This window comes from Ramlibacter aquaticus (assembly GCF_015159745.1).
Taxonomy (GTDB): Bacteria; Pseudomonadota; Gammaproteobacteria; order Burkholderiales; family Burkholderiaceae_C; genus Ramlibacter; species Ramlibacter aquaticus.
The window spans coordinates 1-22350 of the sequence record NZ_JADDOJ010000012.1 but is presented as its reverse complement, the minus strand read 5'-3'; the positions used below and the strand labels follow the sequence as shown (position 1 = coordinate 22350).

The 22350-nt window shown below is 70.8% G+C and carries 24 protein-coding genes, 1 tRNA gene and 1 pseudogene; 19 read left to right on the top strand and 7 right to left on the bottom strand.

The annotated features are described in order from the left end of the window. Nucleotides 1-92: 92 nt before the first annotated feature. Nucleotides 93-284 (top strand): heavy-metal-associated domain-containing protein, encoded by a 192-nt coding sequence (locus IM725_RS04705; RefSeq protein ID WP_193779419.1) that lies wholly within the window; start codon nt 93-95, stop codon nt 282-284. A 6-nt stretch (nt 285-290) separates the two neighbouring features. Here IM725_RS04705 and IM725_RS04700 read toward each other — a convergent pair whose 3' ends face one another. Continuing rightward, nucleotides 291-1121 carry a symmetrical bis(5'-nucleosyl)-tetraphosphatase gene (locus IM725_RS04700; RefSeq protein ID WP_193779418.1) on the bottom strand — a complete coding sequence of 277 codons (831 nt, stop codon included), beginning with the start codon at nt 1119-1121 and terminating at the stop codon, nt 291-293. Nucleotides 1122-1244: 123 nt separating this feature from the next. Here IM725_RS04700 and IM725_RS04695 point away from each other — a divergent pair, with 123 nt between their 5' ends. After that, nucleotides 1245-1691, top strand: a complete 447-nt coding sequence (locus tag IM725_RS04695) for a response regulator (protein ID WP_193779417.1) — start codon at nt 1245-1247, stop codon at nt 1689-1691. 72 nt (nt 1692-1763) lie between these two features. After that, complete coding sequence (locus IM725_RS04690; RefSeq protein WP_193779416.1) at nt 1764-3065, top strand: hemolysin family protein; 1302 nt, start codon at nt 1764-1766, stop codon at nt 3063-3065. 44 nt (nt 3066-3109) lie between these two features. Here IM725_RS04690 and crcB read toward each other — a convergent pair whose 3' ends face one another. Further along, nucleotides 3110-3487, bottom strand: coding sequence for a fluoride efflux transporter CrcB (gene crcB / locus IM725_RS04685; RefSeq protein ID WP_193779415.1), 378 nt, complete (start codon nt 3485-3487; stop codon nt 3110-3112). A gap of 27 nt (nt 3488-3514) precedes the next feature. Here crcB and IM725_RS04680 point away from each other — a divergent pair, with 27 nt between their 5' ends. From IM725_RS04680 to IM725_RS04670, 3 genes are read left to right on the top strand one after another with little or no spacing between them, the layout of a single operon-like run. Further along, the gene (locus IM725_RS04680; protein ID WP_193779414.1) at nt 3515-4795 is read left to right on the top strand and encodes an NRAMP family divalent metal transporter; all 1281 of its coding nucleotides are present in this window, start codon (nt 3515-3517) and stop codon (nt 4793-4795) included. Nucleotides 4796-4843: 48 nt separating this feature from the next. After that, nucleotides 4844-5290 (top strand): MarR family winged helix-turn-helix transcriptional regulator, encoded by a 447-nt coding sequence (locus tag IM725_RS04675; RefSeq protein ID WP_193779413.1) that lies wholly within the window; start codon nt 4844-4846, stop codon nt 5288-5290. Further along, the gene (locus IM725_RS04670) at nt 5287-6813 is read left to right on the top strand and encodes a DHA2 family efflux MFS transporter permease subunit (protein ID WP_193779412.1); all 1527 of its coding nucleotides are present in this window, start codon (nt 5287-5289) and stop codon (nt 6811-6813) included. The genes IM725_RS04675 and IM725_RS04670 overlap by 4 nt, the downstream gene beginning before the upstream one ends. A 27-nt stretch (nt 6814-6840) precedes the next feature. Here the strand turns inward: IM725_RS04670 and IM725_RS04665 are convergent, their stop codons facing one another. After that, the gene (locus IM725_RS04665; RefSeq protein ID WP_193779411.1) at nt 6841-7953 is read right to left on the bottom strand and encodes a helix-turn-helix domain-containing protein; all 1113 of its coding nucleotides are present in this window, start codon (nt 7951-7953) and stop codon (nt 6841-6843) included. A 179-nt stretch (nt 7954-8132) separates the two neighbouring features. On the opposite strand from IM725_RS04665, the gene IM725_RS04660 reads away from it, so the two are divergent. The 8 genes from IM725_RS04660 to IM725_RS04625 all read left to right on the top strand — a co-directional run bounded on the left by IM725_RS04660 (nt 8133) and on the right by IM725_RS04625 (nt 16308). Next, nucleotides 8133-8600: a (2Fe-2S)-binding protein gene (locus IM725_RS04660; protein ID WP_193779410.1), complete on the top strand. Its 468-nt coding sequence runs from the start codon at nt 8133-8135 to the stop codon at nt 8598-8600. A 10-nt stretch (nt 8601-8610) separates the two neighbouring features. Further along, nucleotides 8611-10986, top strand: a complete 2376-nt coding sequence (locus IM725_RS04655; protein WP_193779409.1) for a xanthine dehydrogenase family protein molybdopterin-binding subunit — start codon at nt 8611-8613, stop codon at nt 10984-10986. A gap of 103 nt (nt 10987-11089) precedes the next feature. Next, entirely contained in the window at nt 11090-11884 is a 795-nt protein-coding gene (locus IM725_RS04650) for an FAD binding domain-containing protein (RefSeq protein ID WP_193779408.1), read from the top strand. Then, on the top strand, nt 11884-12780 hold the full coding sequence (locus IM725_RS04645) for an AAA family ATPase (protein WP_193779407.1): 897 nt from the start codon (nt 11884-11886) through the stop codon (nt 12778-12780). The genes IM725_RS04650 and IM725_RS04645 overlap by 1 nt, the downstream gene beginning before the upstream one ends. Before the next feature lie 18 nt (nt 12781-12798). After that, complete coding sequence (locus IM725_RS04640) at nt 12799-13989, top strand: vWA domain-containing protein (protein ID WP_193779406.1); 1191 nt, start codon at nt 12799-12801, stop codon at nt 13987-13989. Between the two features lie 12 nt (nt 13990-14001). Next, nucleotides 14002-14577 carry a CoxG family protein gene (locus IM725_RS04635; RefSeq protein ID WP_193779405.1) on the top strand — a complete coding sequence of 192 codons (576 nt, stop codon included), beginning with the start codon at nt 14002-14004 and terminating at the stop codon, nt 14575-14577. A 56-nt stretch (nt 14578-14633) separates the two neighbouring features. Continuing rightward, nucleotides 14634-14939 (top strand): DUF4236 domain-containing protein, encoded by a 306-nt coding sequence (locus IM725_RS04630; protein ID WP_193779404.1) that lies wholly within the window; start codon nt 14634-14636, stop codon nt 14937-14939. A 112-nt stretch (nt 14940-15051) separates the two neighbouring features. After that, nucleotides 15052-16308: an Nramp family divalent metal transporter gene (locus tag IM725_RS04625; RefSeq protein WP_193779403.1), complete on the top strand. Its 1257-nt coding sequence runs from the start codon at nt 15052-15054 to the stop codon at nt 16306-16308. Between the two features lie 77 nt (nt 16309-16385). Here the strand turns inward: IM725_RS04625 and IM725_RS04620 are convergent, their stop codons facing one another. After that, nucleotides 16386-17168: a transglutaminase-like domain-containing protein gene (locus IM725_RS04620; protein WP_193779402.1), complete on the bottom strand. Its 783-nt coding sequence runs from the start codon at nt 17166-17168 to the stop codon at nt 16386-16388. A gap of 4 nt (nt 17169-17172) precedes the next feature. After that, nucleotides 17173-17940, bottom strand: coding sequence for a DUF4399 domain-containing protein (locus IM725_RS04615; protein ID WP_287067570.1), 768 nt, complete (start codon nt 17938-17940; stop codon nt 17173-17175). A 170-nt stretch (nt 17941-18110) separates the two neighbouring features. On the opposite strand from IM725_RS04615, the gene IM725_RS04610 reads away from it, so the two are divergent. Beyond that, entirely contained in the window at nt 18111-19106 is a 996-nt protein-coding gene (locus IM725_RS04610) for a MerR family transcriptional regulator (RefSeq protein ID WP_193779400.1), read from the top strand. 202 nt (nt 19107-19308) lie between these two features. Here the strand turns inward: IM725_RS04610 and IM725_RS04605 are convergent, their stop codons facing one another. Together IM725_RS04605 and IM725_RS04600 are read right to left on the bottom strand one after the other, a co-directional pair. Beyond that, a complete protein-coding gene (locus tag IM725_RS04605; RefSeq protein WP_193779399.1) occupies nt 19309-19617 on the bottom strand; it encodes a hypothetical protein in 309 nt (102 codons plus the stop codon). 254 nt (nt 19618-19871) lie between these two features. After that, nucleotides 19872-19947: transfer RNA gene (locus tag IM725_RS04600), tRNA-Thr, on the bottom strand. Nucleotides 19948-20219: 272 nt separating this feature from the next. On the opposite strand from IM725_RS04600, the gene IM725_RS04595 reads away from it, so the two are divergent. The 4 genes and pseudogenes from IM725_RS04595 to IM725_RS04580 all read left to right on the top strand — a co-directional run. Beyond that, on the top strand, nt 20220-21065 hold the full coding sequence (locus IM725_RS04595; protein ID WP_193779398.1) for a MotA/TolQ/ExbB proton channel family protein: 846 nt from the start codon (nt 20220-20222) through the stop codon (nt 21063-21065). A gap of 34 nt (nt 21066-21099) precedes the next feature. After that, nucleotides 21100-21525 carry an ExbD/TolR family protein gene (locus IM725_RS04590; RefSeq protein ID WP_193779397.1) on the top strand — a complete coding sequence of 142 codons (426 nt, stop codon included), beginning with the start codon at nt 21100-21102 and terminating at the stop codon, nt 21523-21525. 2 nt (nt 21526-21527) lie between these two features. After that, complete coding sequence (locus IM725_RS04585) at nt 21528-21971, top strand: ExbD/TolR family protein (protein ID WP_227753582.1); 444 nt, start codon at nt 21528-21530, stop codon at nt 21969-21971. Then, a pseudogene (locus IM725_RS04580) lies at nt 21968-22350 on the top strand (hypothetical protein); the annotation flags it as partial. The gene IM725_RS04585 and the pseudogene IM725_RS04580, both read left to right, overlap by 4 nt.

Below are 22350 nucleotides of genomic sequence, written 5' to 3'. Positions count from 1 at the left end.
CCCATGGTGGGAGAGTCAAGGCTTGACCTTACCACCATGGGAAGGTCCACACTTGCGCGATCCCAACGCTTCGTCGAACAGAAAGGACGCCCATGATCGAATTCAAGCTGCCCCAGATGAGCTGTGGCCACTGCGTGCGCGCCGTGACCGAGGCCGTGCAGTCCGTGGACCCGCAGGCCAAGGTGCAGGTGGACCTGCAGGCCAAGACGGCCCAGGTGGAGTCGCAGGCGCAGCGCGAGCAGATCGGCCGTGCCCTGGCCGAGGCGGGCTACGCACCGGCCTGAGGCTGGCTACTCCCCCGGCGCCTGGGCCTGCTCGCACTGCACCTGCAGCAGCTCGTGCGCGCCATCGGCGGCCAGGCGCAGGGCGCTCAGGCAGCCGCCCCAGACGCAGCCCGTGTCCAGGCAGATCAGCCCCGGCCGCCGCAGCAGGCCCAGGGTGGACCAGTGGCCGAAGGCCACCGTCACGTTCGCGGTGCGGCGGCCCGGCACCTCGAACCAGGGCAGGTGGCCGGGCGGTGCGGCGTCCAGCCCGCCGGAGGCCTTCAGGTCCATGTGCCCGTCGGGGGTGACGAAGCGCAGCCGGGTGAGGGCGTTGACGATCACGCGCAGACGGTCAGCCCCCTGCAGGCCCTCGTCCCAGGCCGAGGGCTGGTTGCCGTACATGCGGGGCAGGAACGCCGCCAGGTCCGGCCCCCGCAGCGCGGCCTCGACCTCGGCCGCCAGGGCCATCACCTGCGCCAGGTCCCAGGCCGGCAGCACGCCGCCGTGCACCATCAGGATGCCGTGTTCGTGCATGGCCATGCGCTGCTGGCGCAGCCAGTCCAGCAGGGCGTCGCGGTCGGGCGCGGCCAGCAGCGCGTCCAGGGTGTCGTTGCGGTGCGGTGCGCGAACCCCCTGCGCGATGGCCAGCAGGCTGAGGTCGTGGTTGCCGAGCAGGCAGCGCGCCGCGTCGCCGTAGCCGGCCAGGCGCCGCAGCACCTGGGCGGATTCGGGCCCGCGGTTGACCAGGTCGCCGAGCAGGTACAGGGTGTCGCGGCTGGGCGAGAAGCCGGCCTGGTCCAGCAGGCGGCCCAGCGGTTCGTCGCAGCCCTGGAGATCGCCGATCAGGTAGGAAGCCATGTGGGGCGGATGATAGGGCGCCGGCGCGGGCCCACGGTCCGCAGGGCCGCGCTGACGGCGGACTGACGGGCCCCTCAGCCATTTCCCTAAGCCGGCCGCCGCGGCCGCGGTTAGCCTGTTCGCATGCCCACGTCCGAGCCGCCGAACCGTCCCGCCCCGCCGCCGCGCGCGGCCAGCGGGCGCTGGCTGGTCGTGGACGACGAGGCCGCCTGGCGCGACTGCGCGGGCCGCCTGCTGCGCACGGCCCTGGGCGCCCAGGTGCACTTCGCCGCCGACGGCCTGGAGGCCATCGTGGCCATGGACAGCCAGGACTACGACGTCGTGCTCATGGACGGCGCCATGCCCTTCATGGACGGCGCCGAGGCCACGCAGCTGCTGCGCCAGCGGGGCCATCGCGCGCTCATCATCGGTGTCGCCGGCGAGGCCAGCCCGGCCCGCCGCGGGCAGGCGCTGGCTGCCGGCATGGACGCCTTCCTGGGCAAGCCGCTGTGCGCCGTGCAGCTCGCGGAGTGCCTGGCCCAGCTCGGGCCCCGGGCACCCGGCGCGCGCAGCCGCGTGCGCACCGGCTGAGCGGCGCTGCACCCCCCGCCGGCCGGGGGCGATCAAGTACAGTCACCCGGTGGCTGACTTCTCTCGTCGCGGATGGAACTGCTGCTGATCGCACTGCTCACGGTGCTGAACGGCGTGTTCGCCATGTCCGAGATGGCGCTGGCTTCCAGCCGCAAGGCGCGACTGATGACGCTGGCCGAGGACGAGGACGCCGGTGCGCGCGTCGCGCTCGAGCTGATGGAGCGGCCGACCCAGTTCCTCTCGACCGTGCAGGTCGGCATCACCGCCACCGGCATCCTCAACGGCATCGTGGGCGAGGCCGCCTTCAGCCCGCCCGTGGCGGCCTGGCTCATCGGCCTGGGGCTGCACCGCGGCGTGGCCGAAGTGCTGGCCACGGGCCTGGTGGTCACCGCCATCACCTTCATCACCATCATCTTCGGCGAGCTGGTGCCCAAGCGCATCGGCCAGCTCTACCCCGAGGCGGTGGCCCGCCATGTGGCACGGCCCATGGCCTGGCTGGCCCGCGCCGCCGGCCCCTTCGTCAGGCTGCTGACCGCCACCACGCTGGCGGTGCTGCGCCTGCTGCGCATCGACGTGGGCAAGGGCCGGGGCATGACCGAGGAGGAGATCGTGCACAGCCTGGAGGAGGGCGTGGACGCGGGCGTGATCGAGCAGCACGAGCACCAGATGGTGCAGAACGTGTTCCACCTGGACGACCGGCCGCTGACCTCCATGATGGTGCCGCGCTCGGACATCGTCTGGCTGCAGTCGGGCACGCTGGCGGTGCACGCCCTGCGCCAGCTGGCCGCGCTGGAGCCGCATTCCTGGTACCCGGTGTGCCGGGGCTCGCTGGACGAGGTGGTGGGGCTGGTCGCCGTCGCCGCCCTGCTTGGCCAGCCCGAGGGCAGCACGGCGACGTTGGACCAGCTGGCCCAGCCGGCGCTCTTCGTGCCGGAGACGCTCACCGGCATGGAACTGCTGGAGCAGTTCCGCCAGAAGGCCGGCCGCATGGTGTTCGTGGTCGACGAGTACGGGGTGGTGCAGGGCCTGATGACGCCGCACGACCTGCTGGAGGCGATCACCGGCGAGCTGCAGCCGGGCGCGCAGACCGACGCCTGGGCCACCCGGCGCGAGGACGGATCCTGGCTGCTGGACGGGCTGATGCCCGTGGCCGAGCTCAAGGCCCGGCTGGACATCCGCGAACTCCCCGAGGAGGACCGCGGCCGCTATAACACCGTCGCCGGCCTGCTCATGGCCGTGTCCGGCCACCTGCCTGCCACCGGCGAGCGCATCGATTGCGGGGACTGGGTGTTCGAGGTGGTGGACCTGGACGGGCGGCGTATCGACAAGGTGCTGGCGCAGCCGCAGGCGGCGCCCGCACAGGCCGGCGCCTGAGCGTGGGCGGCCTCGTGGACGGCAGGCCCCCGCGCCCGGCCCGCTCAGCGCAGCCAGGTCACGGTGGCGATGCCCAGGGCCGTCAGCGCGAAGGAGCCCAGCAGGTGGGTGAAGGCGGTCGCCAGCGCCCAGGCGGTGTGGCCGTTCTGCAGCTGGGTCACCACCTCCGCGGAGAAGGTCGAGAAAGTGGTCAGGCCGCCCAGGAAGCCGGTCACGATGAACAGGCGCCACTGCGGCGGCAGGTCGGGCCACTGGGCGAACACCGCGACCGCGATGCCGATCAGGTAGCCGCCCAGCAGGTTCGCCATCAGCGTGCCCGGCGGCAGGGCCGGGAACAACGGGTTGAAGCGCGAGGACAACACCCAGCGCAGGAGGGCGCCCAGCGAGGCGCCGGCAGAGATGGAAAGCACGGAGCCGATCATGGGCTGTGATTCTAGGATGAGGTGGCGATGAGGAACCTGCAGTTGCGCTGGCGCTGGCTGCGCGGCCAGGCCGGCAAGCTGGGCCCGGGCCTGATCACGGGCGCCGCCGACGACGACCCCAGCGGCATCGCCACCTATTCGCAGGCCGGCGCGCAGTTCGGCTTCTCCATGCTGTGGACGGTGGTGTTCACCCTGCCGCTGATGTCGGCGATCCAGGTCATCAGCGCGCGCATCGGCTACGTCACCGGGCTGGGCCTGGCGGCCAACATCAAGCGCGCCTTCCCGCGGCCGGTGCTGCTGGGCGTGGTCGGCCTGCTGGTGCTGGCGAACACGCTGAACATCGCCGCCGACATCGCCGCCATGGCCGAGGCGCTGCACCTGCTGGCCGGCGGCTCGCTGCACATCTACGCCGTCACCTTCGGGCTGGCCAGCCTGGTGCTGCAGGTCTTCCTGCCCTACCGGGCCTACGTGCGCTGGCTCAAGTGGCTCACCCTGGCCCTGCTGGCCTACGTGGCCGTGGCCTTCTCGGTGCGGCTGGACTGGACCGAGGTGGCGCTGCGCATCGCGTGGCCGCAGCTGAGCGCCTCGCGCGACACCCTGCTCACGGTGGTGGCTGTCTTCGGCACCACCATCAGTCCCTACCTCTTCTTCTGGCAGGCCGGCCAGGAGATGGAGGACCGCTCGGCCGGCCCCGGGCAGCCGCACAGCGCGGCCGAGGTGCGGCACCACCTGCGCCGCATCAAGTGGGACACCAACATCGGCATGGCCTTCTCCAACCTGGTGGCCTTCTTCATCATCCTGGCCACGGCGGCCACGCTGCACGCGGCCGGCATCACCCAGATCCAGACCTCGGCGGAAGCGGCGCAGGCGCTGCGGCCCATCGCCGGCGAGCGCGCCTTCCTGCTGTTCGCCCTGGGCGTGATCGGCACGGGCATGCTGGCCGTGCCGGTGCTCGCCGGCTCCGCCGCCTACGCCATGGCCGAGGCGCTGGGCTGGCGCGGCAGCCTCAGCCTGCGGCTGGAGCAGGGCGAGGGCCGCGGCTTCTACGGCCTGGTGGCGGGCGCCACGCTGGGCGGCGTGGCGCTGTGCTTCCTGCCCGTGGACCCGGTGCGCGAGCTGTTCTGGGCCGCGGTCATCAACGGCGTGATCGCCGTGCCCATCATGGCCGTGATGATGCGGCTCGCCTCGCGCGCCGACGTGATGGGCGCCCACGCGATCTCGCCGCGCCTGCGCCGCATGGGCTGGGCGGCCACGGCCGCCATGGCGCTCACCGTGGCGGCGCTGTGCTTCAGCAGCCTGGGGGGCTAGCGGCCGGAACCCGCGGAGATACTAAACAGGCTTACAATCAGCCTGTTTATGAAAAAGCCGCTGACCCGGCGCTTCGGCTTCCTCGTCAACGAGGTCGGGCGCCTGTATTCCCAGCAGTTCGACCGCCTGGCGCGTGAGCGCCTGGGCCTGTCGCAGGCCCAGTGCCGGCTGCTGTTCGCACTCTCGGCCGCGGGCGAGCCGCTGCCGCAGTCGGCGCTCGCGCAGCGCCTTGGGGTGACGCCCATGGCCATCGCCAGCCTGTGCGACCGCATGGCCGCCGCGGGCTGGGTCGAGCGCCAGCCCTGCGAGGGCGACCGGCGGGTGAACCTGCTGGCGCTGCGCCCGCGCGCCGCCCGCGCCCTGGACGGCGCACTCAAGATCGGCGACGAGCTCACGCGCGAGGTGCTGGGCGGGCTGGACGCTGCCAGCCAGGCCCAGCTGCTGGACATGCTGGGCAGCGTGCGCGACCGGCTCACCGGCGAGGCGGCCCCATGAGCACGGCCGCCCAGCACCCGCACCGCGGGATGATCACCGTGTCCATCATGCTGGCGACCATCATGCAGGCGCTGGACACCACCATCGCCAACGTGGCGCTGCCGCACATGCAGGGCAGCCTGCAGGCCTCGCAGGACCAGATCACCTGGGTGCTGACGAGCTACATCGTCTCCTCCGCCATCGCGCTGCCCATGACCGGCTGGCTGTGCGCCCGCTGGGGCCGGCGCAAGGTCTTCCTGGTCTCCGTCATCGGCTTCACGGTGGCGTCCGCGCTGTGCGGCCTGTCGGGGTCGCTGGGGGCCATCGTCGCGGCCCGGCTGCTGCAGGGCATCTTCGGCGCCGCGCTGGTGCCGCTCTCCCAGGCCGTGCTGCTGGACATCAACCCGCCCGAGCGGGTCGGCCAGGCGATGGCGATCTGGGGTGCGGGCATCATGGTCGGGCCCATCCTCGGGCCGCTGATGGGCGGCTGGCTGACCGAGAACTTCGACTGGCGCTGGGTCTTCTTCATCAACGTGCCGGTGGGCGCCTTCGCCTTCTGGGGCATCGCGCGCTACCTGCCCGAGAGCCGTCCGCCCAGCGGCAAGTTCGACATGTTCGGCTTCATCACGCTCAGCCTGGCGATCGGCCTGCTGCAGCTCTTCCTGGACCGCGGGGAACTGCTGGACTGGTTCGATTCCTGGGAGATCCGCCTGGAGGCGGTGGGTGCCCTGGTGGCCTTCGCCTTCTTCGTGGCCCACACCTGGACCGTGCGCGGCGCCTCCTTCCTGGACCGCGACCTGCTGCGCGACCGCAACTTCGTGACGGGCATGTCCTTCGGCTTCGTGGTCGGCATGGTGCTCTACGGCACCATGGCGCTGCTGCCGACCTTCCTGCAGGGGCTGATGGACTTCCCCGTGGTCTACACCGGCATGGTGACCGCGCCGCGCGGCATAGGCACCATGATCGCGATGATCGTGGTCGGCCGGGTGGTGCACCGCATCGACGTGCGCGCCATCATGGCGCTGGGCTTCGGCCTCACCGCGTTCGCGCTGTGGCAGATGACGCACATCACGCTGCAGATGGACAGCCAGCTGGTGATCGTGTCGGGCTTCATCCAGGGCCTGGGCATCGGCTTCACCTTCGTGCCGCTGTCCACCGCCACCTTCGCCACGCTCGCGCCGCGGCTGCGCGGCGACGGCACGCCCATCTACAGCCTGCTGCGCAACATCGGCGGCAGCGTGGGCATCTCCATCGTGCAGGCCCTGCTCACGCGCCACGCGGCGCAGGCGCACGAGCAGCTGGCCGCGCTGGTGGCGCCGGGCAACCGCGGGCTGGACCTGCTGCCGCCGGGCCTGGGCGCCGGCAGCGAGGCCGGGCTCGCGCTGCTGAACGCCGAGGTGACGCGGCAGGCCGCGCTGCTGGCTTACGTGGATGACTTCCGCACCATGATGATCATCACGCTGGTGACCATCCCGCTGCTGCTGCTGATCCGGCGGCCGGGCCGCGGCGCGGCCGTTCCCGCCGCCGCCGACGCCGCGCACTGAGCGGGCCGCCACGGCCGAGCTGCGGCTTCAGCGGCCCTTGCGCGCCAGCTTGCGGTAGATCGTGGCGCGGCTGATGCCCAGCACCTTGGCCGCCTGCGCCACGCTGCCGCCGGCCTGCGCCACCGCGTTGTGGATGAGCGCGCTCTCCAGGTCGCGCAGCGGCGTGGCCACGCCGGGCAGGTCGGCCTGGCCGGCCGGCATGGGCAGGGCGGCCAGGCGCAGGCCGGACCACAGCGCCATCTCGGCCGGTGCGCTGCCGTGGCGCGCGGCATCGAACAGCGGCTCCCAGGGCTGGGCGAAGAGTTCGCTGCAATGGCAGGCCGGGCCCGGGGCCTGCAGCAGCGGCATCATCTGCCGCGCCGCCCCGTTGGCGCCCCGCACCCAGCCCTCGGCGTCCAGCGCGAGCAGGCCGTCGTCCTCGCTGCCCAGCGCCCGCCCAGGCCAGTTCAGGCGCACCAGCAGGTGGTGCGGCTGCGCGACCGTGAGCGCGTTCTCGATGCTGCGCGCCGACTGGGCCACCAGGTGGCGCAGCTCGGGCCGCTCGGCCACGTCCACGCCGGTCAGGTCCAGCATGCCCACGCACGAGCCGTCGGGGCCGTACAGCGGGGCCCCGGCACAGCTGTAGCAGGCGTTGTCGTCGAAGAAGTGCTCGCCCCGGTGCAGCCACACGGCCTGCTGCTCGGCCAGGGTGACCGAGATCGCCGTGGTGCCCACGGCGCGCTCTGACAGGTCCACGCCGGGGCGCGCGATGAGCGCAGCGCGGCGGTCGCTGCGGTCGATGGCGCCCTGGGCATCCAGCACCAGGCCCTGCGCGTTGACCAGGATGGCGAAGTAGCGGGTGTGCTCCAGCGCGCGGCCCAGGCGCTCCAGCGTGGGCCGTGCGGCCTGCAGCAGGTCGCGGTGCGCCTCGCGCAGGCGCGCCGGCGCGGCCGGCGAGACCAGGTCGAAATGCACCGGCTGGCCGGGCTGCAGGCCCTGCGCCAGGCAGCGCCGCCACGATCGTTCGATCCAGGCCCCGTCGGCGCCCCCGGCCGGGGCGGCGGGGGCCGTGCCGGCCCCGCCCTGCATGACCGCGTGCCGGGCCCGGGCGATCTGCTGCAGGCGCAGCGCGGCGCGGTCGGGGAGGGCGGTCTGGGTCATCGGTGGAGCCGTGAGGCGTAAAGCTGGCAGGACGCTGGCAGGACCTGATCCGTGCATTGTTCCATTTTGAGAATTTCCCCGGGGCCCGCTGAGTCTCCTAGGGTTTCGCCTAGGGTTGGGGCAGGGGGTGCGTCCAACAATGGCCGCTCCAGAGATTCGTTACCCCCAAGGAGACATCCATGCTTGTGCAGTTCAAGGTCAACGGCAAGCCGGCCAGCGTCGAGGTCGCCCCGAACACGCTGCTGGTGCAGGCGCTGCGGGAGCACCTGCGGCTGACCGGGACCCACGTCGGTTGCGACACCGCCCAGTGCGGGGCGTGCACGGTGCTGGTGAACGGCCGTGCGGTGAAGTCCTGCAACACGCTGGCCGCCCAGCATCCCGGCGCCGAGATCACCACGATCGAGGGCCTGGCCCAGGCCGACGGCACGCTGCACCCCATGCAGGCGGCCTTCAAGGAGTGCCACGGCCTGCAGTGCGGCTTCTGCACCCCGGGCATGGTGATGAGCGCGGTCGACCTGTGCAGCCGCCATCCCAACGCCGACGAAACCACCATCCGCGAGCAGCTGGAAGGCAACATCTGCCGCTGCACCGGCTACCAGAACATCGTCAAGGCCGTCCAGATGGGCGCGGCCGGCATGAAGGCCTGAGGAGAACGACATGGGTGCATCCGATTTCGCCAAGCTGCCTCACATCGGTGAGGCTGTCCGCCGCAAGGAGGACCTGCGCTTCCTGACCGGCGCCGGCCAGTACACCGACGACGTGCTGATGGCCAACCAGCGCTATGCGATCTTCGTGCGTTCGCCGCACGCGCACGCCATCATCAAGTCCATCGACGTCTCCGCCGCCGAGGCCATGCCCGGCGTGTCCAAGGTCTTCACCGGCAAGGACCTCGAAGGCAAGATGGGCGGCCTGCCCTGCGGCTGGCTGATCACCAGCACCGACGGCCAGCCCATGAAGGAGCCGCCGCACCCGGTGCTGGCCCTGGGCAAGGCCCGCTACGTGGGCGACCAGGTCGCCATGGTGGTGGCCGACACGCTGGAGCAGGCCCGCAATGCGGCCGAGGCCGTGGTGGTGGACTACGAGCCGCTGCCCGCCGTGGTCGACATGCGCACCGCCGCCAAGGGCCCCGCGCTGCACGACGCCGCACCCGACAACCACTGCTACAAGTGGGCGATCGGCGACAAGTCCGCAGTGGACGCGGCCTTCGCCAACGCCGCGCACGTCACCAAGCTGGAACTGGTCAACAACCGCCTGGTGCCCAACGCGATCGAGCCGCGCTCGGCCATCGGCAGCTACAACCGCGCCAGCGACGAGTACACGCTGTACGTCGCCAACCAGAACCCGCACGTCGAGCGCCTGCTGATGACGGCCTTCGTGCTGGGCCTGCCCGAGCACAAGGTGCGCGTGATCGCCCCCGACGTGGGCGGCGGCTTCGGCTCCAAGATCTTCCTGTACGCCGAGGACGTGGCCCTGACCTGGGCCGCCAAGCAGCTGAACTGCTCGATCAAGTGGACCGCCGACCGCAGCGAATCCTTCCTGACCGACGCCCACGGGCGCGACCACATCAGCACCGCAGAGATGGCGATGGACAAGGACGGCAAGTTCCTGGCCATGCGCGTGCACACGGACGCCAACATGGGCGCCTACCTGTCCACCTTCGCCAGCGCGGTGCCCACCATCCTGTACGCGACGCTGCTGGCGGGCCAGTACACGACGCCGCAGGTCTACGTGGAAGTGGACGCCTGGTTCACCAACACCGCGCCGGTGGATGCCTACCGTGGCGCCGGCCGCCCCGAGGCCACCTACCTGCTGGAGCGCCTGGTGTCGCGCTGTGGCTGGGACATGGGCCTGGGCCAGGACGAGATCCGCAAGCGCAACTTCATCACCACCTTCCCGTACCAGACGCCGGTGGCGCTGCAGTACGACATCGGTGACTACCACGCCTGCATGGACAAGGCCCAGGTGCTGGCCGACGTGGCCGGCTTCGAGGCCCGCCGCAAGGCCAGCGAGGCCAAGGGCCTGCGCCGTGGCCTGGGCTACAGCAGCTACATCGAGGCCTGCGGCATCGCCCCCTCCAACATCGCGGGTGCGCTCGGTGCGCGCGCCGGCCTGTTCGAGTGCGGCGAGGTGCGCGTGCACCCGACCGGCAGCGTGACGGTGTTCACCGGCTCGCACAGCCACGGCCAGGGCCACGAGACCACCTTCGCGCAGGTCGTGGCGGCCCGCCTGGGCATCCCGGTCGAGAACGTGGACGTGGTCCACGGCGACACCGGCCGCGTGCCCTTCGGCATGGGCACCTACGGCTCGCGCTCGATCTCGGTCGGCGGCGCGGCCATCATGAAGGCGCTGGACAAGATCGAGGCCAAGGCCAAGAAGATCGCCGCCCACCTGATGGAAGCCGGCGACGGCGACATCGAGTTCAGCAACGGCGAGTTCCGCGTCAAGGGCACGGACAAGAAGATCCCCTTCGGCCAGGTGGCGCTGACGGCCTATGTGCCGCACAACTACCCGCTGGACAAGCTGGAGCCGGGCCTGAACGAGACCGCCTTCTACGACCCGACCAACTTCACCTTCCCCGCGGGGACCTACATCTGCGAGGTCGAGGTGGACCCGGCGACCGGCGTGGTGCGCATCGACCGCTTCAGCGCGGTGGACGACTTCGGCACCATCATCAACCCGATGATCGTCGAGGGCCAGGTGCACGGCGGCGTGGCGCAGGGCATCGGCCAGGCCATGATGGAGAACTGCGTGTACGACAAGGAGACCGGCCAGCTGATGACCGGCTCCTTCATGGACTACGCGATGCCGCGCGCGACCGACGTGCCCTCGATGAAGCTGGACCACGTGGTGACGCCCTGCACGCACAACCCCCTAGGCACCAAGGGCTGCGGCGAAGCCGGCGCGATCGGTTCGCCCCCGGCCGTGATCAATGCCGTGCTGGACGCGCTGCGTCCGCTGGGCGTGAAGGAGCTGGACATGCCGGCCTCGCCCCCGCGGGTGTGGGACGCCATCCAGGCCGCGGGCGCTGCATGACGGATGACGCCTGACGCGTGATGCCGGGCGGCGGCGCGAGCCGCCGGCCCCGCATCACCCGAAGCGAAGCGAAGTCATCGTCATCATCCAAGGAGATACAACCATGTACGCATTCCAATTCGAGCGTCCTTCATCCGTTGCCGACGCCTCCCGCCTGGCCGGCAACAGTGCCGCGCGGGTGCTGGCCGGCGGCCAGACCCTGCTGGCTTCCATGAAGCTGCGCCTGGCCAGCCCCGAGACCCTGGTCGACCTGGGCGCGATCGGCGACCTGTCCGGCATCCGCCGCGAGGGCAATGCCATCGTCATTGGCGCCATGACGCGCCATGCCGAGGTGGCCTCCAACGCCGAGGTGAACGCCGCGATCCCCGGCCTGGCCGACCTGGCCGGCGGCATCGGCGACCGCCAGGTGCGGGCGCTGGGCACGCTGGGCGGCTCGGTGGCCAACAACGACCCGGCCGCCTGCTACCCGTCCGCGGTGCTGGGCCTGGGCGCCACGGTGCACACCACGAAGCGCAAGATCGCCGCTGACGACTTCTTCCAGGGCATGTTCGCCACGGCGCTGGAAGAGGGCGAGCTGATCACCGCGGTGAGCTTCCCCATCCCCAAGCGGGCGGCCTACATGAAGTTCCGCCAGCCGGCCTCGCGCTTCGCGCTGATCGGCGTGTTCGTCGCGCAGACCGATGCCGGCGCGCGCGTGGCGGTCACCGGCGGCGGCAACGGCGTGTTCCGCCATGCCGGCCTGGAGCAGGCCCTGTCCCAGTCCTTCACGCCGGATGCGGCCAAGGGCGTGAAGATCGATGCCTCGGACCTCGCGAGCGACCTGCACGCCTCGGCCGCGTACCGCGCGAACCTGATCAGCGTGATGACGCAGAGGGCCGTCGCCAAGGCGCTGGGCTAGTGTTCGACAGCATCGATTCGCTGCAGCAAGGCCTGGAAGCGGTCGGCTACTGGGCCGACCGGCGCCTGGCCACTGCCGTCTTCCTGGCCCTCAAGCTGCAGCGCCCGCTGCTGCTCGAGGGCGAACCCGGCGTGGGCAAGACCGAGCTGGCCAAGTCGCTGGCGCAAGCGCTCTCGCGCAGCCTGCTGCGCCTGCAGTGCTATGACGGCCTGGAGCAGCGCGAGGCGCTCTACGAGTGGAACTACGCGGCCCAGCTGCTGCACATGCGCGCCGCCGAGGGCAAGGCCGACGCTGCGCAGGTGGAGCGCGAGGTCTACCAGGAGCGCTACCTGATCCGGCGCCCGCTGCTGCAGGCGCTGGAGACGCCCGCGCCCGGCGCGGTGTTGCTGATCGACGAGGTGGACCGCGCCGACGAGCCCTTCGAGGCCTTCCTGCTGGAGTACCTGGGCGAGTACCAGGTCAGCATCCCGGAGATCGGCACCATACGCGCGAAGGCGCTGCCGGTCACCATCCTCACCAGCAACCGCACGCGCGACCTGAACGACGCCGTCAAGCGGCGCTGCCTCTACCACTGGCTGGACTACCCCGACCGCGAGCGCGAGCTGGCCATCGTGCGGGCCCGCGTGCCGCAGGCCGGCGAGGTGCTGTCGGAGCAGGTCGCGCACTTCGTGCAGCGCCTGCGCAGCCAGCCCTTCGCCAATGCCTTCCAGCGCGCGCCCGGCATCGCCGAGAGCGTCGAGTGGGCCAAGGCGCTGGTTGCCCTGGACACGCTGGCCCTGGACCCCGAAGTGGTGGCGGACACCGCCGGCATCCTGTTCAAGCAGCGCGACGACGTGGCTGCCCTCAACCGCGACCTCGCGGCGCAGCTTCTTGCGCCCGAGGACACGCTCTCCTGAACGCGCGGGGGCCGTCCCGTGCTCCTGGGCGACGCGCGCACCGGCAAGCTGGCCGACAACATCACCGGTTTCGGCCGCGCGCTGCGGCGCGCGGGCGTGCCGGTGGACAGCGCCCGCATCGCCCTGGCGCAGGAGGCCGCTCGGCTGGTCGGTGTCGCCAGCAAGGCCGACCTGTGTGCCGCGCTGGAGTCCGTCACCGTCAGCCGCGAGCAGGACCGGCTGGTCTTCCGCGAGCTCTTCGACGCTTACTTCCGCGACCCGGAGGTGGCCAACAAGCTGCTCTCGCAGATGCTGCCTTCGGCCGAGGGCCGGGCCGAGGCGTCCAAGCGCAGGCCGCGGGTGACGGAGGCGCTGCAGCCGCAGAAGACCTTCGGCAAGAACGCACCGCCGCGCAAGGACGACACCATCGACCTGGACGCGGCCATGACGGCCAGCGACGTGCAGCGCCTGCGCCACGCCGACTTCAACGCGCTCACGGCCAGCGAGTTCGCGCTGGTGGAGCGGCTGGCGCGCGAGATTCCCCTGCCGGTGCCGCAGGTGCCCGGGCGCCGCACGGCGCCGGGCACGCGCGGTGCCCGGCCGCATTGGGGGCGCATGCTGCGCCACGCCGCGCGCACGGGCGGCGAGCTGTTCGACCTGCCCCGCCTGGAGCGTGTTCCGCAGGACCTGCCGCTGCTGGTGCTGGTGGATGTCTCGGGCTCCATGGAGCGCTACGCGCGCCTGCTGCTCGCCTTCCTGCACTCGGCCACGCGCCGCCTGCGCCAGCGCGACGTGTTCGCCTTCGGCACGCAGCTGACCGAACTGTCGGGCCCCTTCCGCCTGCGCGACCCGGACGCCATGCTGGCGGCCGCCAGCGCCGCGATCAGCGACTTCGCCGGCGGCACGCGGCTGGGCGATTCACTGGCCACGCTGCATGCGCAGCACGCGCGCCGGCTGGTCGGGCGCCGCACCCTGGTGCTGGTGATCAGCGACGGGCTGGACACCGGCGAGCCCGAGGTGCTGGACCGTGAACTGGCCTGGCTCAAGCGCGGTTGCCGACGGCTGCTGTGGCTCAACCCGCTGCTGCGCTTCGACCAGTACCAGCCGCTGGCGCAGGGTGCGGCGGTGCTGCACCGGCATGCCGACGCGATGCTGGCCGTGCACAACCTGGAGCGCCTGCAGGACCTTGCTGCGAAAATCGGCGCCTTGATGAAAACCCCGAACCGTTGAAAAGAAACTGACATGGACATGCAAGGCAGCCGCGCGCTCGCGGTCACCCAACAACAAGCCTGGGACGCCCTGAACGACCCGGAGGTGCTGAAGGCCTGCATCCCGGGCTGCGACAAGGTCGAGGCCACCGGGCCCGACCAGTTCGCGGTCGGCGTCTCGGTGCGCATCGGCCCGGTGTCGGCCAAGTTCGCCGGCAAGATCACCCTCACCGACATCGTGCCGCCGCAGAGCTACGCCATCAATTTCGAGGGCCAGGGCGGCGCGGCCGGCTTCGGCAAGGGCGCGGCCCAGGTGCACCTGACGCCGCAGGGCACGGGCTGCGAGCTGCGCTACGCGGCCCAGGCCCAGGTCGGCGGCAAGATCGCCCAGGTCGGCCAGCGGCTGGTCGACGGCGTGGCACGGTCCATGGCCGAGGATTTCTTCAAGCGCTTCGACGACGAGATGGCCCGCCGCTTCCCCGCCGCGGTGGCTGCGCCGGCCGCCGTGCCCGCCGCGCCTGCCGAGGCTCGCCCCGCACCCGTGCCGGTGTGGCTGTGGGTCGCCGGTGCCGCGCTGCTGGCCGGGGTGTTGTACATCCTCACGCGCTGAGACGGCGCCAGCGCGCGGCGCTCGCCGCGGGCGGCCGGCTCCACTATGCTCTGCCGATGGGCTTTCGATTCCACAAGAGCATCCGGCTGCTGCCGGGCCTGCGCCTGAACCTCAGCAAGTCGGGCGTGAGCGCGTCCATCGGCGAGGCCGGCGCCACGATCAACATCGGCCCCCGGGGCACCCGCGCGACCGTGGGCCTGCCCGGCACCGGGCTGAGCTACTCCGAACAGCTGGGCAAGCCGGGCGCCGAGGCGCCGGCACCGGCCGATGCCGGTGTGGCCCCGCGCCGTCCCCGGCCGGCGCTGTGGCTGCTGGTGATCGTGGTGCTGGCCGTGCTGGCGGTGTTCCTGCTGCGCCACTGACAGCGGCGCCAGCGCCGGGCCGACTCGCCGGCGTCGCCTCCCGCATGTCCCCGCAGCCCATGCGGCAGAGGGGCTGGGCTATCATGAAACTGATTCTCATTTGCATCGTTTCATGACCCCGCCACCGGCTCCCGTTCCCAATTCCCGGCCCGTTTCTCCCCGCTGGCGCCTGCTCAGCGTGCTGGGTCCCGGCCTGGTGGTCATGCTGGCCGACACGGACGCCGGCAGCATCATCACGGCCGCGCAGAGCGGCGCGCAATGGGGCTACCGCCTGCTGGTGCTGCAGCTGATCCTGGTGCCCATCCTCTTCGTCGTGCAGGAGCTGACGCTGCGCCTGGGGCTGGCCACCCAGCGCGGCCATGGCGAGCTGATCCGCGAGACCTTCGGCCGCGGCTGGGCCTGGCTGTCGGTGTCCACCCTGTGCGTGGCCTGCGTGGGCGCGCTGCTGACGCAGCTGAGCGGCATCGTCGGCGTGGCCCAGCTCTTCGGGCTGCCGGAGGTGCCCACCGTGGCAGCTGTCATCGTGGGCATCCTGGTGATGGTCATGTCGGGCTCCTACCATTCGGTGGAGCGCGTGGCCATCGCCTTCGGCCTGTTCGAGCTGGCCTTCATCTTCGTCGCCTGGCGCGCCTCGCCCGACCTGCACGCCGTCGGCGCGCAGTTCCTGGCGGCGCCGCTGGCCGACCCCAAGTTCCTCTACCTGGCGGCGGCCAACATCGGCGCGGTCATCATGCCCTGGATGGTGTTCTACCAGCAGTCCGCCGTGGTCGACAAAGGCCTGGACCTGCGGCACCTGCGGCTGGCCCGCGTGGACACTGCCGTCGGCGCGCTGGTGACCCAGCTGATCATGGCGGCGGTGCTGATCGCCACGGGCGCGGTGCTCAGCGGCGCTGGCGGCGACACGCACCTGGACAACGTGCCGCAGATCGCCAACGCGCTCACGCCCTCGCTGGGCTTCACCGTGGGCCGCATCGTGTTCGCGCTCGGGCTCGCCGGGGCTGCTCTGGTGGCGACCGTCGTGGTGTGCCTGACGGCAGCCTGGGGCCTGGGCGAGGTCGCGGGCTACAAGCGTTCGCTGGAGCACCACCCGCGCGAGGCGCCGTGGTTCTATGCGGTGTTCGCGCTCACGCTGGTGGCGGGCGGCGTGCTGGTCACTTCCGGCGCCGACCTGGTGAAGCTGTCGGTGGCCGTGCAGGTGATGAACGCGCTGCTGCTGCCGGTGGTGCTGGGCTTCCTGTTCCTGCTGGCACGCCGGGCGCTGCGCCCGCCGCACCGGCTGGCCGGCTGGTACGCGTGGGTGGCGGGCGCGCTGATCGCACTGACCAGTGCGTTCGGGGTGTTCGCCGCGGTGTACGGGCTGGTGGGCTGAGGCGCGGGCCGCGCTGCGGCCGCGGCCCGGCCTGGCGCCGCCTTGGGCGCGACGGCCCCGCCGAGGCCGCGTGCGCCTCAGAGCGGCAGGGTGACGCCGGCGCCACCCTGCACGCCGGCGGGCGCACGGCGCCAGGTGTCCGCCGGCAGGCGGCGCACCTGCGCGACGCGCCGGTTCAGCACGCGCGCGCCGATGGCGTAGAGGATGCCGTGGCTCCAGCCCTGGCCGGCCTGTTCGTGGTGGGCCTGGAAGTGGGCCACGTCGTGGAACACGCCGTAGGTCTTGCGGATGTCGCGCGAGCGGAACTGCTGGAAGCAGGGCTTTTCGCCTTCCCACTGCGGCTGCGCATCGTTCACGATGCCCCAGCCGGAATCCAGGCCGTGCAGCCGCAGCTGGCGCTTGGCCTGCGCGAACAGCAGCGGGTCCACCACGTAGCCGTCGGTGCTGTGCCAGTGGCCGTCCACGAACACCTGGCCCACGGCGTGCGGCATGCTCTGCGGGCCATGCGACAGCACGCCGCGCAGGAAGTTGGTGCGCACCTCGACGAACATCAGGCGGGCCGGAAAGCCGGCCGCACGGCACAGGGCCACGAAGACCAGACCCTTGGTGTGGCAGTCGCCGCCGCCGCGCCGCAGCACCTCGCTGGCCGTGATCGAGCCGGGGTCGGGAATCGCGGCGAAGGGCATGCGGCGCACGAAGTCGTGGATAGCCACCGCGCGCTCGCGGAAGGTCTGCAGCGCCTGCGTCAGCTTCTGCGCCGTGATGTGCACCTTGGGATGCGTGATGTCCAGCTGCCGGGTCTCGCCCAGCCACGAGGGCGCCGTTTCGGCGTCGATGATGGAAATGGGATCGCGTTGCATGGACTTACCTCTGGGCCACATGGGCCACTTTCTGGCTGCCATGGGTGTCTTCGTGCAGCGCCACGGTGGGCGAGGTGGCGAGCGTGGCGCCCGTCGCGTTGTCGATGAACTCCAGCCGCAGGCGCCAGTCGCCCGTGGGCGGGCGGATCCAGGCTTCGGTTTCCCCGCCGCGGAAGTCCATCACTTCGGGCCGCGCCCCGTGGCCCTCGGCCGCCAGCCGGAAGTGGCCGGTGCCGGGGACCTGCGCGGCCGCGCTGGAGACATTGAATCCGCTGGCGTGGAACGCCACGCGGAAGGCGTCGTGCAGTTCGGCGCGGTCGGCCGGCTCGACGATCTCGACCCGCTGCGGCCCGGTCAGGCTGGCCGGGGCCACGCCGCTGCGTCGGTGCGCCACGTGCACGTGCACCGGCTTGCTGTAGACGAAGAAGGGGATGTGGCCCTTGTCGGCCAGCAGCAGGCGCAGGTCGTAGTCACCGGGCGGCAGGTCCAGCACGGTCTCCATCTGGCCCTTGCCGAAGTGGATGTAATGGTCGGTGAAGGGCAGCGGCTTGCTGAAGTCCAGCGGCAGCGACTGGTTCACCAGCAGGTGGTGGTGGCCGTTGGTGCCGGCCTCGTGCCCGGCCGGCACCAGCCCGCGCAACGCCAGCCCGAAGCGTGCCACGAAGGGCGAGTCCAGGGTCTGGCCGTCGGTCAGGTTGGTGAAACGCGCGGCGGGCTGCAGGTCCGGCGGCGGCACGACCCAAGGATGGACCGGGGCGAGCGGCTGCGCCACAGCCACTCCGGGCAGGAGTGCCAGCAGAAGTCTCGACAAAAAACTACGCATGTGAGCCTTTGGACAACAATTTCTTGGCGCTCCCTGCGTCTTTGAATAGAATTTGTGTCGGAATTGTATCTCGCGTCAAGGTTTGTTGCTCGTTAAACTTCTCACACTTCGTCAGCTTCATGTCAAACCTCCGCAATGAATCTACTCATCCATTGGTGCTGCACCGCATCGGTGCCGTGTCGCGGCTGTCCGGCGTGCCGGTGTCGACCCTGAGGATCTGGGAACAGCGCTACGGGGCGTTCGAGCCGGCGAAGACCGCCGGCCAGCACAGGCTGTACGGCGATGCGGATGTCGCGCGGGCGCGGCTGATGCGGCAGCTGACCGAAGCCGGGCACAGCATCTCTTCGGTGGCGCGGCTGGATGCGCGGGCCATGCAGGCCCTGCAGGGCGGCGCGCCCGGCGGCAGCGCGGAGGTGTCAAGCGCGCAGCCCGCGCCGGGGCCGCTGCGGCTGGTGCTGGTGGGGCCGGCGCTGGTGGCCCGCCTGGAGGGACGGGCCTGGCAGGCGCTGCGGCTGCCCTCGGCGCTGGAGACCGTGGCCGCCCATGCGGACCTGGATGCGCTCATGACCGCGCCGGCCCCCGAGGGCGGGGTGGACCTCCTGCTGGTGCGGCTGGACATGCTGCACGCGGACACGGCGGGGCGCCTGGCCCAGGCGATGGCGCGGGTGGGCGGCCGGCGCGTGCTGGTGCTGTACAACTTCGCGCGCACGGCGACGGTCAGCCAGCTGGGTTTGCAGGGCGTGGAACTGCGCCGCGAACCGGTGCCCGACAGCGAGCTGGCCGATCTGCTGCTGCCGCGCCTGCGCGCGGACGCGCCACTGCCGGGCCCGCTGGCCCGGGTGCCGCAGCGCCGCTACAGCGATGAGACGCTGGTGGAGGTGGCGGCGCGGCCCAGTTCCATCCTGTGCGAGTGCCCGCGCCACATCGCCGACCTGATCGCGCAGCTGGCGAGCTTCGAGCAGTACAGCGAGACCTGCCTGAGCGAAACCGCCGAGGATGCGGAGGTGCATGCCTACCTCAAGTCCATGTCCGGCACCTGCCGGGCCATGATGGAGGTAGCGATGGACAGGGTGCTGGCCCACGCGGCGGCGGCAGGGGCTGAAGCGGCAACTTGAGTTGGGCAGCCCAGCCTGGGTTGTCGCCTTCAGGACCGGTTTCTGCTTCGGTCTCCGCTGTGCGACATCGCCGGGGATCAACTGGGGGATTTCGCTTCCGTCGTGGCAGGGGACGTTGAGATCGCGGGCATCCCGGCGGCGGGCACGGCGGCTGCGCAATTCTTGGCGATGGCCGCCTGCTGAAGCGCATCGGCCTCGCCTTTCAGGCGGCGTACTCCGCTTCTTGCTGCTTGGTGCCGCCGAGTGCGAACAATGCCGGCCAGAACAGAATGATGCCGACGCCTGCAATGGCCTTGTCGTTGCTGGCTGCCTCATCCAGGCGCCCTCCGAGTTGCTGCACACGCTGTGTCAGCCGATTTGCCTCAGCGCCCAACTGCTCACAGGAGTAGCTCTGGTACTGAATGGGCGGAACGTACTGCGTGGCCACGTCCTTCGAGGCCGTCGCGCACCCCGTCACCTGAAGCAAGATGGATACAGCAAGCGCTGTCGTGCCCAATTTTCGAATCTGCAAGGTCCTCTCCTTCGCCGCGTTCTGCGGCGTGGGGATCACGCTAGCAGTGACGGCTTGTGAATGGATGAGATGCGTGGCAGCCGCGCAATTCCGTCGCCTTCGGGAATTGGCACGGTGCGGCCGGCTCGCCGGCACATCAGCACGGAGCCCGCCATGCGCCCAGGTTCAGGAAGAGCTCGACTTCCGCACCACCCGAAGGTGTGTACCAGACACGAAAAAGCCCCCTGGCCATGAGAGCCAGGGGGCTTTGAATGTGGTGCCGGAGAGAGGAATCGAACCCCCGACCTTCTCATTACGAATGAGCTGCTCTACCGACTGAGCTACTCCGGCATCGGGTACAGCCATCCATTATAGCCCGGCGGCTGCGGCCTCCGGCGCGGCGCCGGGTGGCCCCAGGCGGGCCCGCTTCTTGCGACCGTGAGCGCGCCGATGCCTGCGCCACAGGGAAAACCATCAATGCCCCGGTGCGGTGCACCACACGGACTCGACGGTTACGCTCCTACAATCGCGGCTTTTGGCAAAGCTTGAGGCGTTGATCATGACCTACCCGGCATGAAGTACGCCCGAGCCTTGGATCCACAACCCCACAAAGGACCTTATCCGTGCGGACCCTATCCCTGGCCCCAGTGCGCATCGCTGCAGCTTCCATCGTGCTCCTGGCCTCATCGATCCTCGCCGTGCCTGCCGCGGCCCAGGCCCCCGCAGCATCCGCCCCGGCGGCCGTCGCGCCCGCTGCAGCCGCGGCACCCGCTGACGCGGCCCCCGCCAAGAAGCCCGAGGCCAGCACCGACAACCCCTATGGCATCGAGGCGCTCTGGAAGGGCTCCGACAACATCGCCCGCGGCGTGCTCGTGCTGCTGGGCATCATGAGCGCGGGCAGCTGGTACATCCTGATCACCAAGCTGCTCGAGCAGACCAAGATGAACCGCCACGCCAAGAGCGTGGACCAGAAGTTCTGGGCCGCGCCCACGGTGAGCGCCGGCGCCAACCTGCTGGAGAAGACCAGCGCCTACCGCTTCATCGCCGAGACCGGGGCGTCCGCCACGCACGACCACGGCGGCCTCAAGGGCCACATCCCCATGAACGACTGGATCCCGATGAGCATCACCGCCGCCGTGGACCGCGTGCACGCCACCACCCAGTCGGGCCTGGCCTTCCTGGCCACCGTGGGGTCGACCTCGCCCTTCGTCGGGCTGTTCGGCACCGTCTGGGGCATCTACCACGCCCTGACGGCCATCGGCATTTCCGGCCAGGCCTCCATCGACAAGGTGGCCGGCCCCGTGGGCGAGGCGCTGATCATGACCGCCATCGGCCTGGCGGTCGCGATCCCGGCCGTGCTGGCCTACAACTGGCTGTCCCGCCGCAACAAGGCGGTGATGGACGAGGTGCGCGAGTTCGCCGACGAACTGAACGCCGTCATCGTGGGCTCCGCGGGCAAGGCCGCGTAAGCGGCTTTACCCGCCACCCACAAGGAGCGAAGCCATGGCAATGGCTGTCGGCCCGGCCTCGGACGACGAGGTCATGTCCACCATCAACACCACGCCCCTCGTGGACGTGATGCTGGTGCTGCTGATCATCTTCCTGATCACCATCCCGGTGGTCACCACCTCCATTCCCGTGCAGCTCCCCAAGGAGCGCGTGGAAGTGCGTGAAACCAAGCCGGAAAACGTCATCATCTCGGTGGATCCGGCCGGTAATATTTACTGGTACGAGGCCAGGCTGCCCAACGTCGACGCGCTGGTGGCCAAGCTGAAGACCGTGTCCACCAAGCAGCCGCAGCCCGAAGTCCAGATCCGGGGCGACCTGGCGGCGCGCTACGAGGGCGTGGGCAAGGTCCTGCTGGCCTGCCAGCGTGCGGGCATCACCAAGGTGGCGTTCATCACCGAACCACCACCGCTGGGAGGCTGACCATGAAGAAATCGAGCATGGGCCTCAAGCCCCGACGCTTCGGCGGCGGCGGCGACCCGGAAGTGATGATGGACATCAACACCACGCCGCTGATCGACGTGATGCTGGTGCTGCTGGTGATGCTCATCATCACCATCCCCATCCAGCTGCACGCGGTGAACCTGGAGATGCCGGTGGGCACCCCGCCGGTCAACAACATCAAGCCCGAGGTCATCCAGATCGACATCGACGACAAGAGCGTCGTGTACTGGCAGGGCCTGCCCGTCTCGGGCGAGGACCTCGCGCAGAAGATGGCCACGATCGCGGCCCAGGTGCCGCAGCCCGAGGTGCACATCCGGCCGAACAAGCTGTGCCAGTACGCGGTGTTCGCCAACGTGCTGTCCACTTCCAAGCGCAAGGGGCTCACCAAGATGGCCGTCATCGGCCACGAGCAGTTCGTCCAATGAGCATCATCGCCAAGCAGAACCGTGCCTACGGCACGGCAGACCCCCGTCGCCGTGCGATCGGATGGGGCATCGTCGCCCTGGTGCATGCGCTCATCCTGTGGCTGCTGATCACCGGCACCGCGCGCGACGTGCTGAAGATCGTCAAGAAGCCGCTGGAGGCCGCGGTCATCCAGGAGGTGATCATTCCACCGCCGCCACCGCCGCCGCCCAAGGAGATCAAGCCGCCGGAGCCCAAGACGCCCAAGGTGGAGGCGCCGCCCCCGCCCTTCGTGCCGCCGCCCGAGGGGACGCCGCCGCCGACCACGGCGCCGGCCATCGCGGCCGTGCCGGCCCCGCCGCCGGTGATGGCGCCGATCGCCCCGCCGCCGCCGCCGGCCCC

What these genes read in the sequence shown, in the direction of transcription:
- IM725_RS04705 (WP_193779419.1), top strand. Translation starts at nt 93, where the DNA reads ATGATCGAATTCAAGCTGCCCCAGATGAGCTGTGGCCACTGCGTGCGC.
- IM725_RS04700 (WP_193779418.1), bottom strand. Translation starts at nt 1,121, where the DNA reads ATGGCTTCCTACCTGATCGGCGATCTCCAGGGCTGCGACGAACCGCTG.
- IM725_RS04695 (WP_193779417.1), top strand. Translation starts at nt 1,245, where the DNA reads ATGCCCACGTCCGAGCCGCCGAACCGTCCCGCCCCGCCGCCGCGCGCG.
- IM725_RS04690 (WP_193779416.1), top strand. Translation starts at nt 1,764, where the DNA reads ATGGAACTGCTGCTGATCGCACTGCTCACGGTGCTGAACGGCGTGTTC.
- crcB (WP_193779415.1), bottom strand. Translation starts at nt 3,487, where the DNA reads ATGATCGGCTCCGTGCTTTCCATCTCTGCCGGCGCCTCGCTGGGCGCC.
- IM725_RS04680 (WP_193779414.1), top strand. Translation starts at nt 3,515, where the DNA reads ATGAGGAACCTGCAGTTGCGCTGGCGCTGGCTGCGCGGCCAGGCCGGC.
- IM725_RS04675 (WP_193779413.1), top strand. Translation starts at nt 4,844, where the DNA reads ATGAAAAAGCCGCTGACCCGGCGCTTCGGCTTCCTCGTCAACGAGGTC.
- IM725_RS04670 (WP_193779412.1), top strand. Translation starts at nt 5,287, where the DNA reads ATGAGCACGGCCGCCCAGCACCCGCACCGCGGGATGATCACCGTGTCC.
- IM725_RS04665 (WP_193779411.1), bottom strand. Translation starts at nt 7,953, where the DNA reads ATGACCCAGACCGCCCTCCCCGACCGCGCCGCGCTGCGCCTGCAGCAG.
- IM725_RS04660 (WP_193779410.1), top strand. Translation starts at nt 8,133, where the DNA reads ATGCTTGTGCAGTTCAAGGTCAACGGCAAGCCGGCCAGCGTCGAGGTC.
- IM725_RS04655 (WP_193779409.1), top strand. Translation starts at nt 8,611, where the DNA reads ATGGGTGCATCCGATTTCGCCAAGCTGCCTCACATCGGTGAGGCTGTC.
- IM725_RS04650 (WP_193779408.1), top strand. Translation starts at nt 11,090, where the DNA reads ATGTACGCATTCCAATTCGAGCGTCCTTCATCCGTTGCCGACGCCTCC.
- IM725_RS04635 (WP_193779405.1), top strand. Translation starts at nt 14,002, where the DNA reads ATGGACATGCAAGGCAGCCGCGCGCTCGCGGTCACCCAACAACAAGCC.
- IM725_RS04630 (WP_193779404.1), top strand. Translation starts at nt 14,634, where the DNA reads ATGGGCTTTCGATTCCACAAGAGCATCCGGCTGCTGCCGGGCCTGCGC.
- IM725_RS04625 (WP_193779403.1), top strand. Translation starts at nt 15,052, where the DNA reads ATGACCCCGCCACCGGCTCCCGTTCCCAATTCCCGGCCCGTTTCTCCC.
- IM725_RS04620 (WP_193779402.1), bottom strand. Translation starts at nt 17,168, where the DNA reads ATGCAACGCGATCCCATTTCCATCATCGACGCCGAAACGGCGCCCTCG.
- IM725_RS04610 (WP_193779400.1), top strand. Translation starts at nt 18,111, where the DNA reads ATGTCAAACCTCCGCAATGAATCTACTCATCCATTGGTGCTGCACCGC.
- IM725_RS04590 (WP_193779397.1), top strand. Translation starts at nt 21,100, where the DNA reads ATGGCAATGGCTGTCGGCCCGGCCTCGGACGACGAGGTCATGTCCACC.
- IM725_RS04585 (WP_227753582.1), top strand. Translation starts at nt 21,528, where the DNA reads ATGAAGAAATCGAGCATGGGCCTCAAGCCCCGACGCTTCGGCGGCGGC.